The 411-nt window shown below is 76.4% G+C and carries 1 pseudogene and 1 riboswitch; the pseudogene reads right to left on the bottom strand.

The features are described from left to right. Positions 1-271 (bottom strand): annotated as a pseudogene (locus tag GT042_RS22425) (hypothetical protein); the annotation flags it as partial. Positions 272-305: 34 nt separating this feature from the next. Further along, positions 306-411: riboswitch (cobalamin riboswitch) on the bottom strand. This riboswitch is flagged as partial in the annotation.

Genomic DNA, 411 nt, shown 5'->3' with positions numbered 1-411 from the left:
GATCGCCCAGCAGAAGGTCGGCGAGCAGCCCGCCCGCCGCCCCGTACGCGTGGATCCACGCGGCGTCCCAGCCCGGGGAACGGGCCGGGCCCGCGAAGGCTCCCGCCGCGGAAGTGATTGACGCGGCGAGGCTGGTGGAGGCGGTGGACACGACCGAGGCGGCGGGGGCCGCAGAAGGGACCGGCACGGCGGACGCGCCGGTGCGGGCGGAAGCCCACAGGGCGAGGCCGGCAGAAGCGGCGGCGGCACAGGCGCAGGCGCGGCCAGGCATGGCGACGTGTCCTCACTCAGGGTCCGCGCCCCGGCTCGACGGAAAACGCGGCGGCGAGAGTTCCTGGCTCCCGGGGACCGTATCCCCGAAGGGACACCGTGCCCGGTGACAGTGGCGGGACCGCGCCGGATTCGCACCGG

Source organism: Streptomyces sp. SID3212, assembly GCF_009865405.1.
Taxonomy (GTDB): Bacteria; Actinomycetota; Actinomycetes; order Streptomycetales; family Streptomycetaceae; genus Streptomyces.
The sequence above is the reverse complement of the archived record's forward strand: the minus strand, read 5'-3'. Positions and strand labels throughout refer to the sequence as shown.